The sequence below is a fragment of the Fluviicola sp. genome, from assembly GCF_030151805.1.
Classification (GTDB): domain Bacteria; phylum Bacteroidota; class Bacteroidia; order Flavobacteriales_D; family Crocinitomicaceae; genus Fluviicola.
Genome location: NZ_JASLCN010000265.1, coordinates 1 through 9,206, shown reverse-complemented (window position 1 = coordinate 9,206; position 9,206 = coordinate 1). Strand labels below are relative to the sequence as shown.

At 40.6% G+C, this 9,206-nt stretch carries 9 protein-coding genes; 1 reads left to right on the top strand and 8 read right to left on the bottom strand.

Going from position 1 to position 9,206, the window contains the following annotated elements; all coding sequences use genetic code 11:
• Positions 1–1,444: glyceraldehyde-3-phosphate dehydrogenase (locus tag Q1V93_RS10165; RefSeq protein ID WP_300664346.1), on the top strand; the 1,444-nt coding region annotated here is incomplete at its 5' end.
• A 70-nt stretch (positions 1,445–1,514) separates the two neighbouring features.
• Here Q1V93_RS10165 and Q1V93_RS10160 read toward each other — a convergent pair.
• The 8 genes from Q1V93_RS10160 to Q1V93_RS10125 all read right to left on the bottom strand — a co-directional run.
• A complete protein-coding gene (locus Q1V93_RS10160) occupies positions 1,515–2,072 on the bottom strand; it encodes a type 1 periplasmic binding fold superfamily protein (protein ID WP_300664344.1) in 558 nt (185 codons plus the stop codon).
• A 30-nt stretch (positions 2,073–2,102) separates the two neighbouring features.
• Entirely contained in the window at positions 2,103–4,418 is a 2,316-nt protein-coding gene (locus Q1V93_RS10155) for a TonB-dependent receptor (RefSeq protein WP_300664342.1), read from the bottom strand.
• Positions 4,419–4,908: 490 nt separating this feature from the next.
• Positions 4,909–5,355, bottom strand: a complete 447-nt coding sequence (locus tag Q1V93_RS10150; RefSeq protein WP_300664340.1) for a hypothetical protein — start codon at positions 5,353–5,355, stop codon at positions 4,909–4,911.
• 88 nt (positions 5,356–5,443) lie between these two features.
• On the bottom strand, positions 5,444–5,863 hold the full coding sequence (locus tag Q1V93_RS10145) for a hypothetical protein (protein ID WP_300664338.1): 420 nt from the start codon (positions 5,861–5,863) through the stop codon (positions 5,444–5,446).
• A 64-nt stretch (positions 5,864–5,927) separates the two neighbouring features.
• The gene (locus Q1V93_RS10140) at positions 5,928–6,584 is read right to left on the bottom strand and encodes a hypothetical protein (RefSeq protein ID WP_300664336.1); all 657 of its coding nucleotides are present in this window, start codon (positions 6,582–6,584) and stop codon (positions 5,928–5,930) included.
• Positions 6,585–6,599: 15 nt separating this feature from the next.
• Positions 6,600–7,460, bottom strand: a complete 861-nt coding sequence (locus tag Q1V93_RS10135) for a hydroxymethylglutaryl-CoA lyase (protein ID WP_300664334.1) — start codon at positions 7,458–7,460, stop codon at positions 6,600–6,602.
• Entirely contained in the window at positions 7,453–8,502 is a 1,050-nt protein-coding gene (locus tag Q1V93_RS10130; RefSeq protein ID WP_300664332.1) for a quinone-dependent dihydroorotate dehydrogenase, read from the bottom strand. Before Q1V93_RS10130 ends, Q1V93_RS10135 begins: the two co-directional genes overlap by 8 nt.
• Before the next feature lie 86 nt (positions 8,503–8,588).
• Positions 8,589–9,206, bottom strand: a 618-nt coding sequence (locus tag Q1V93_RS10125) for a hypothetical protein (RefSeq protein ID WP_300664330.1), incomplete at its 5' end; no start/stop codon positions are given.

Here is a 9,206-nt window from a genome sequence, read left to right as displayed (position 1 = left end):
AGCTGCATTAGTCTATGAAAAAGAGTTAAACATGCACGTTCAAAAAGAACGCGCTGCTGTTAAATTGTCAAGTCACATTGGTGAGTTACTTTACGACAGAGGAATTGAGTTGGTTTTGTTCCGTAATCACCTTACAGACATCACCATTTCAGAAATTCTGAATTTGCATGAGTACGCAAAAAATGTTGTGAAAAAACCAATCGACATCGAGACAACGGCTGCTTTGGCAGAAGAGTTGTTGAAAATGGATTTGGCTCCTGCTAAAATCGATATCGGTAAGCTATCCAGCGAGTGGATTGCAGAAGGAACTTCATTTGACTCAAAAGCTTCTTTCCTTGCGGCAAAATTGGGGCAATTCTCAAGTGCTTCCGGAACTCTTGAACCAAGAGATGTGGTATTGTACGGTTTTGGTCGTATCGGTCGTTTGGCTGCCCGTGAATTGATCAAACAAGCTGGTAAAGGACAACAATTGCGTTTACGTGCGATCGTTACACGTGGTGCAACAGACAAAGACATCATCAAACGTGCTGCTTTATTGCGTTCTGATTCTGTTCACGGTGCTTTCAAAGGAAGTGTTGTAGAAGATTTGGAAAACAAAGCATTGATCATCAACGGACAAATCGTTCACATGATCGACGCATCCAATCCGGAAGATGTGGACTATACAAAATACGGAATCAACAATGCGTTGATCGTTGATAACACAGGTGTTTATACAAACCGCGAAGCATTATCAAGACACATGTCTTCTAAAGGTGTTTCCAAAGTGCTTTTAACTGCTCCCGGGAAAGAAATTCCAAACGTAGTTTACGGAATCAACCAGGGAACGTTAGACGTAGAAAACGAAACAATCTACTCTGCAGCTTCTTGTACAACCAACGCAATTTCCCCGGTTCTGAAAGTGGTAAATGATGCATTCGGAATTGTAAAAGGACACATCGAAACGGTTCACGCATATACAAACGACCAGAACTTGTTGGATAACATGCACAAATCTTCCCGTCGCGGACGTTCTGCTGCTATCAACATGGTCATTACTTCAACAGGAGCCGGTGCTGCTGTAACGAAAGTAATTCCGGATTTGAAAGATAAATTGACTGCAAATGCAGTTCGTGTACCAACTCCAAACGGTTCATTGGCAATTCTTTCATTGGAATTGAAAAACGGAACAACGATCGAAGAAGTGAACAATGTCGTTCGTACAGCTTCTTTGGAAGGTGATTTGGTGAACCAGATTTTCTACTCTTACGATCCGGAATTGGTATCCAGTGATATCATCGGAAATACCTGTTGTTCGGTATACGATTCTCATGCAACAATCGTTTCTCCTGACGGAAAGAACGTGGTTCTTTACACCTGGTACGACAATGAGTTCGGTTATACGAAACAAGTTATTCGCTTGGCGAAACACATTACAAAAGTTCAACGTTTGATTTACTATTAATCGTTTGATTATAAACTAAAAAAGTCGGGGTGAAAAATTTTTCACCCCGACTTTTTTGTTACCGCTTAAATTACTGAATCACGGTATGGAAATTCAATTCAATATCTGTTTCTCCGGGTTCACATTGACCAGTTTTTACACCCGGCTGATGTCTCAACCGGATAGTAGAAGTTCCGGTTGATGCTGCGCCGAGAACCCACTTACTGGTAATTCCAATTGGGATATTATTTGCATCCAAGTCGGTACGTGTAATGGTTGCTGTTAATCCGCTGGAGATGTCAAAACAAAACAAGTGATCAACTCCCTCCTCCTCTACTTCTTCGGTAATGTTTTGAGCAGGTGTCGTACTTTCATTCAACAAAGTAATGGAAGCATTGTATGTTGTATTTGCGACTAATCGAATCGTATCAAAAACCGATGGATTGTTTCCTCCGGGACCGTCAAGATCCACAAATCGAGCTTCGACATTCGGATGAACACCGTTCGGATCCGTGAAAACAATTTTAAAGGTTGTAATCAACTCTTGCTCATTTGGATTCGTTGGAGTCTCCACTTCCTTTTTCTTATCTTTTTTACAAGCTACCAACAATACACTTAGTAAGCTTAAAACCAGTATTATCTTTTTCATATTTTTTCTTTTTTTAATGCGCGCGAACGCTTAATTATTTTTTCCTGTTGAAAATGGAATCAATACTTTGATTATCCAGTTTCTACCTAATTCATCTGTAAAATACCGGAATCGGTTCATGTAATCCCGGTAACTTAAATTTGTCACATTGGAGCATGCAAGAACAACCTGCAAGTTTTCTCCACCATTCATTTTTTTACTGATTCCAACCTGTGCACTCAGCAAATCATATCCTTTCGGAGGTGCTACGTAATCGGAATTAGGAACATATCGCTTCTGCTTGAAAACATCCAACAATTCAACCTCCGCAAAGAAATTCAATTTGCTTCCGCTTCGAATCGTTGAAAAGCGCACACGATGTGTCATTCGATTCGAAGGCATTCCATACAAAAACTGGTTGTTTCGAAGATCCTTTCCGAACAGCAAATTCCCCTGGAATTGATACGTCACATACTTCCCTACCGGAATTTCCACCCTTCCGTTCAACCCATAAATCTGTGTGTTGGACTGCACGTAACGAAACACCGGAAAAGCACCAACAATGGTCAACATCGGCGGAAGTGAAGGCTGTAGGTTGATGTACCCGTCAAAATAATTGTAGAAACCCGATACATCCACTTTTGCAATATGCGACTTGTATTGAACTCCCAATTGTGTATTGTAGACGATTTCTTTTTTCAGCGTCGCATCACCGATTTCAATCGAAGCTGCTCCGTGATGTAAGCCGTTACTATACAATTCATTAATGGAAGGAGGCCTCCAAGCCGTTCCCGCATTCAGACGAACAATCCAGTGATGTCCCAAAAGGCGTGACAAACCAGCTGTGGCACTTGGGTTTTGAAATTGTTTGCTCGGATTTGTCAGTACATTGTTTTGATAAACAAAGACTTCCAGTTTGGAATAATCGTAGCGGACACCAAAATCAAACAACCATTTGTCATTCTCATAAGTTCCCAGGTAATATCCTCCAAACTGCAATTTCTTAAAATTCGGAATGAAGAATCGTCCGGAATACGCGTTGCTCTGCTGAAGCCCGGAAACACCAAAAGTACTTTTGAAACGCTTCGAGTGTTGGATCTCCGTTTTCAGGTCCAGGGAGTTTGTCCAAAGATTCAATTCAAATGCAGGCAAATTCAATGCTGCCAGACTGTCATTGTAGGCTTTATGCAAATCATATTCCTGCCGCAAATTGAATTGATAACCATAAACCAATGTGGTTTTGATGTTTTTGTTCCAATTGTAAGCGAGATGAGCTTTACTCAAATCATGCTGAACCAACTGTCTCGGACTTTGCAGTTTATATGTAAAAACACCCGTATCTTTTGGTACGGAAGCAGTAAATGCTGCATTCAGATCGGATAAATTCCCGATATGAGATCCGGTGAAAATTCCCAGGTTGGTAGAATACTTAGTGTAGAATACATCTAGTTCAAACTTTTCGCCTTTATAACCCAAAGCTGCACTGTAGCTATATTCATTCGAAGCGGTATTCTTGATCAAATAACCAGGTGCTTTCTGTGTTCCGTTAATTCTTCCTGTTCCATGAACACGATACGCCCATTTCTTTGATTTCGTGAATGATCCGGCTACAAGCCCCGAAATTCCGCCACCTTTTCCATTGCTGTTTCCATTCAATTTTACCCAACCGGCAGTATTCTTCTGATAACGCAGCTCATCCGGAGAAACCAAAATCACTCCTCCGATTGCATCTGTTCCGTATTGCAAGCCTGAAGCACCTTGAATAACAGTCAAATTTCCTGCAAGATTGGGATCAATTTCCGGCGCATGCTCACTTCCCCACTGTTGTCCTTCCTGGCGAATTCCATTGTTTACAACAACCAGGCGGTTGCTATGCATTCCGTTGATCACCGGTTTCACAATCGAAGATCCTGTATTCAAACTTGTAACTCCCGGAAAACGAATCAGCTGATCTCCCAAGGTAGTTCCCTTTATTTGAGAAATATCATTGGTTTTCAAGGTCATTGTTTCCTGCGATTCTCTCGGAAAACGATATGCCTCGATCAATAATTCGTCCAATTCTACCTGGTGTGTCTCCACTCTGAAAACGATTGGATCTGCAGCTGGAACAGAAACGTCCAAATCTACCGGCTCACAACCGAAGTGAGGAACACAACGCAGTTTTAAAGGGCCTGCACACAGATTCGTGAAACGAAAAACTCCCAGGGAATCTGTTTGGGTAACACTTGTTTGAATCGAAACCCGGGCATTGGGAATCAATTGATTGGTATGAATATCCCGCACTTCGCCGCTTATGGTGTAATCACATTTCTGTGAATACGACGACACGGAGAAATACAGAAGTATTCCTAATAAATAAAATTTCATGAAAATGAATGATAATGTTGTCAAACAATCACTGTTCAGTTCAAAACTGAAGCTGTATCAAATGAAATCATTCACCGGCGGGCCACGAAGTTTAAGATGTATTGTTTTTACCGGTAATTCAACACATGAGAAATCGAGGAAAAGAAAGTCAAATGAATTTTTCCAATAGGAAATTGCAACAGGGCTTTCATGAAATAAAAGTGGCAGGTGTAAATCGCAAAAAACACACTTCTCAATTCCTTGTTTGAAGGTTAAGCCGTCTGTGTGATCGTTGAAGTGCTTTGTTGTATGTTGATGAGCATAATCATGCCAGCTGTTTATCGGAACCAGGAATCCCAGGAAACCAACCAGCATAAGACAAGAAATAATTCGCGTCAGCAATTTACTCATGAAGCAAAAGTAAACTAAATGCAATTCAATTGCAATAAGAAGTGAAAAATATTTCTCAAAAAAAATCGGGATGAATAATTTTTCGTCCGATTTTCTTATTTTATCTCTTCAATCCGTTTTGTTTCAGACATTTCATCACCTTCTTATCGTGTTTGGCACGTTCTTCCGGAGTTGTATTCGGTGTTGTAAGCAGTTCTTTGCACTTCTGATCAACCACTTCCCATCTCGCCATCACCTTTTCTTCCTGTTTCGGGGTCATTCCTCCTTTTTCGAATGCCGTGTTAATCGAGTCATTGGCAACCACGCAGGTACAAAAATCCCACTGTTCACCGTATTTTTTTACGATTTTTTCGTGGTTCTCCTTCATTTCGACCGCCACCGATTTTTTCTCAACCGCCGTGTCCTTCAAAGCAGTCGTTAAATCATCTGTTTCAGAAATTGTGTCTTTTGTCAAATCCATTTCACACTCCTTGCATTCCTCATTAGAACTGCACGAAACAAAAAATAAAGCAAGAAATAACCAGTGAAAATATATCCGTTTTTTCATACGCTTGAGTTACAGACAAATATAAAAATTATGTCCTAAAACCGGCAATTTATTTATTCACCCAGACTAACAGCCCAGCAACTGAAAGCTAATATTCAGGAAAAGGAATCAAAACAATTGTGTACTTGTAGGATTTATACTTTGGTTTCAGTACGATTTTGGTTCTGGATAAACTGGCTATTTCAAAAGTAATGTCGCGTTTGTCTCCTCTGAATCCCAACTCATTTTTCCGCATATCGAGCCAAAAACTCCGTTTAATTCCGGGTTTGGTTCCCAAATTCTTCAACACGTGAAAGTAAGCTTCCCGGGATTGATGAAAAACGATGATTTCCTTGTATTCGATTTGAAGCGGTGTATAATCTTTGTCTCCGTCCAGTTGTTTATCCACCAGCCAAACTTTGGAAGAATTGTCGTGAATGAGAATGTAATTATCAATCGGCTCAATTTCTGTGTCGGAGCAAGCTGTCAAAAACAAAATCAGAAACGAAAGCATGCAGATCAATCTCATTTTGCTGTATTTAGTTACATTCGAAACCCGTTCACTGTTGAATTTTACCTTTGACACTTTTAAATTAAAAAATCATATCGTTCTTATCCAATACTTTTTTAATCTCAATTCCCATTGAATCAATGAATTCAGCTTTTATTTTTCGTGGAACATCTTCATCAATCACCTCGCAATTTACATATTCGTACTTGCCGTCTTTCCATTTGAACAGGCAATTGTAATAGGTAATGTTTCCGTTAATGTTGTCCGGAAAGCGAATCACCAAATCATTGTAACCGGATATAGCTTTTCGTTCTTCGATCAGGTTTCCGTTAAAACCGTTCAATTTCACAAGCACGTCTTTTTCTCTTTCGAAAACCAGTAAACGTCTCAATGGGAAACCATTCACTCCTGCTTTGATCAATAATTTGAATCCGTCTTTCAACGGAGTTTGCGCATTCAGTTTAAAAAAGCGGAAAAACTTCGGACTACAGGTCGGATGCTTCGGATCTTCGTCGCTTGTGGCTTTCGGATCACATAAATGCAGTTCTTTCAATAATTCAGCTTCCACTTTTGAAGTAAAGGCATTGTCGTTGAAATCCGTACTGATTGTATTGTCTATCGGAGCTTCCTTCCCCGAAGCGTGTCGGGGTTCAATGTTAATGGTATCATCTGCCGTATCGTCACCGCAAGAGTTTAATGCAAACAACAAGGGAATTACAAACAAGATCTTAAGTTTCATCAGTCTTTTAGAGTATTAATGAAAGATTCTGGATGACGTTACAAATGCTTCCGTAAATTCAGTTGGTTTCACCCCGGTTTCAATTCCCTGTTCCTTAAACCAATCCAGCATGCGTTCAGTTGGCATATTTCCTGTCAGATCATCTTTTGCCATCGGGCAGCCCCCATATCCTTTGATCGCACCTTCGAAATAGCGACAACCACCATTATAGGCAGCTTCTGTTAAGCTAACCGCGTTTTCAGGTACAGTATGCAGGTGGGCACTGATCTGGATATTCGTAAACTCTGTTGAAATGGTCGAAAACACACTATTAACCAACTCCGGGGTTGCAATCCCAATGGTATCCGATAAAGATAATCTGGAAACCTCGAACAATTGTGTCAATCGTTCCGACCAGGTTCCGATCAGATCCGGTGACCAGGCATCTCCGTATGGGTTCCCAAATCCCATGGATAAATAAAGTGTCAATTCCTTATTTTCCTTATGGCAGATATTTGCGATCGCCTCCACTCTTTTAAGAGATTCTTCAATAGTTGCATTTGTATTCCGCAATTGGAATGTTTCCGAAATACTGAACGGATATGCTAAATAATGAATCCGGTCGAATCTCGCAGCATCTTCTGCTCCTCTTTCATTTACAATGATTGCTGACAATTTTGTTTCGCTTTCATCCAAACCTTCCAATACCTTTGCTGTATCCTGCATTTGAGGGATCGCTTTCGGAGAAACAAAACTACCGAAATCCAGGGTGTCAAACCCGCATTTCAGCAAATGGTTCAAATAGGAGATTTTATCGGATGTTTCGATCCAATCCTTGAGTCCCTGCATGGCATCTCTGGGACATTCCGTAATAAAAACACGATTGTGATTATTCATGTGCTATCTGCTTTCTTTTCTTTAAAACTGCCTTATTGATTCGTTTAACCAAAGCAGGGCCTTCGTAAATAAATCCTGAATAAATCTGGACCAAGCTGGCTCCGGCCATTAACTTTTCAATTGCATCTTCAGCAGAGTAGATTCCCCCGACTCCGATGATCGGGAATGATCCGTTTGATCGCTGGTATAAGTAGCTGATTACCTCCGTAGATCTTTTGGTTAATGGTTTCCCGGAAACACCGCCTGCACCGATTGCTTCCACTTTGCTCTTTGAAGTTACTAAATTACTTCGTTCAATTGTAGTATTTGTAGCAATTACTCCGGCAATTTTTGTTTCATTCACGATGTCCACAATATCATCCAATTGAGAATCAGTTAAATCCGGTGCAATTTTTAAGAAAATCGGTTTAGGAGATTTTATTTTTTCGCGTTCATCCATCAATGTCTGAAGCAATTTTGTCAATGGTTCCTTATCCTGAAGCTCTCTCAAGTTGGGAGTATTCGGTGATGATACATTCACTACGAAGTAATCGACATGCGGCTCCAGACTGTGGTAACATTTCAAATAATCGGAAGTAGCATCTTCATTCGGAGTCACTTTATTCTTTCCGATATTTCCCCCGATAATACAAGCCGGTTTGATTTTCTTCAGACGCTCTACGATCACCTCTGCCCCGTCGTTATTGAATCCCATCCGGTTAATGATTGCCTGATCTTCGATCAAACGAAACAATCGTGGTTTGGGGTTTCCATCTTGTCCCACAGGAGTTACCGTACCAATTTCGACAAAGCCGAAACCACACGCTGCAAGTTCATTAATTCTCAGAGCATTTTTGTCGAAACCGGCCGCTAAACCAACCGGATTCGGGAATTTAATTCCTGCCACCTCGGTTTCTAAAAGCGGGTTATTCACACAATAGATTGACTTCCAGATTGGTTTCACAAAAGGAACCTTGAGCCAAAAACCTAACAATTTAAACGTAAAATAATGAACTTTCTCAGGGTCAAATTTAAAGAGAAACCATCTCAACAAAGGGTACATGCTATCAATTTGTACCAAAGGTAAAAACACAAAACGAGCTTGTCAATAGACAAACTCGTTTTAGTTAAAAGAATTTCAAAAGTATCTTAGAACTTCGCTCTGTAATGACGTTTTCCAAATTTCATCGGTCCGCTGCGAGAAGTTGCTTTATAAGTCAGGTTTCTTGTTACCATGATATTTACGTACAGGAAAGCATCTTTCTGCTTATCTCCACGTTGACTTCCCGGATTAAATGCCGTCGGATTCGAAGACGGGTTGGATAAATAACCAGCCTGCGGTCCGTAAGATGCTGCAATAATCGCAGGATCGTAATAAACACCGTGAACATCATCAATATAATCAGAGAAGGTTTTCACATAAGTTGCTTCGATACCGATTCTCCACATACGATTGATTCCCATTCTGAAACCGATTCCCAAAGGAACCGTTGCTGTAATTCTGCTATAATTTGCAGGACCTCCAGGTAATCCTTGTCCTTCTGTGTGCTGATCACGCAAAGTCACCCAACCACCCTGGTACTGAGCTTTCGGATTAAAGTACATCGCACCGATTCCTGCAATCAAATACAATTGCTCGTTATGATCCGTAAATCCTCTCAAGCCCGGAATATTATAACGACGACCGATTTTCTCATTTGCCAGTAGAATAAATTCAATACGTTGGCTCAGCATAACGAAAAACGAACGAAATTGGAGGTTTCTCAT

What these genes read in the sequence shown, in the direction of transcription:
- Q1V93_RS10155 (WP_300664342.1), bottom strand. Translation starts at nt 4,418, where the DNA reads ATGAAATTTTATTTATTAGGAATACTTCTGTATTTCTCCGTGTCGTCG.
- Q1V93_RS10145 (WP_300664338.1), bottom strand. Translation starts at nt 5,863, where the DNA reads ATGAGATTGATCTGCATGCTTTCGTTTCTGATTTTGTTTTTGACAGCT.
- Q1V93_RS10140 (WP_300664336.1), bottom strand. Translation starts at nt 6,584, where the DNA reads ATGAAACTTAAGATCTTGTTTGTAATTCCCTTGTTGTTTGCATTAAAC.
- Q1V93_RS10150 (WP_300664340.1), bottom strand. Translation starts at nt 5,355, where the DNA reads ATGAAAAAACGGATATATTTTCACTGGTTATTTCTTGCTTTATTTTTT.
- Q1V93_RS10130 (WP_300664332.1), bottom strand. Translation starts at nt 8,502, where the DNA reads ATGTACCCTTTGTTGAGATGGTTTCTCTTTAAATTTGACCCTGAGAAA.
- Q1V93_RS10135 (WP_300664334.1), bottom strand. Translation starts at nt 7,460, where the DNA reads ATGAATAATCACAATCGTGTTTTTATTACGGAATGTCCCAGAGATGCC.
- Q1V93_RS10160 (WP_300664344.1), bottom strand. Translation starts at nt 2,072, where the DNA reads ATGAAAAAGATAATACTGGTTTTAAGCTTACTAAGTGTATTGTTGGTA.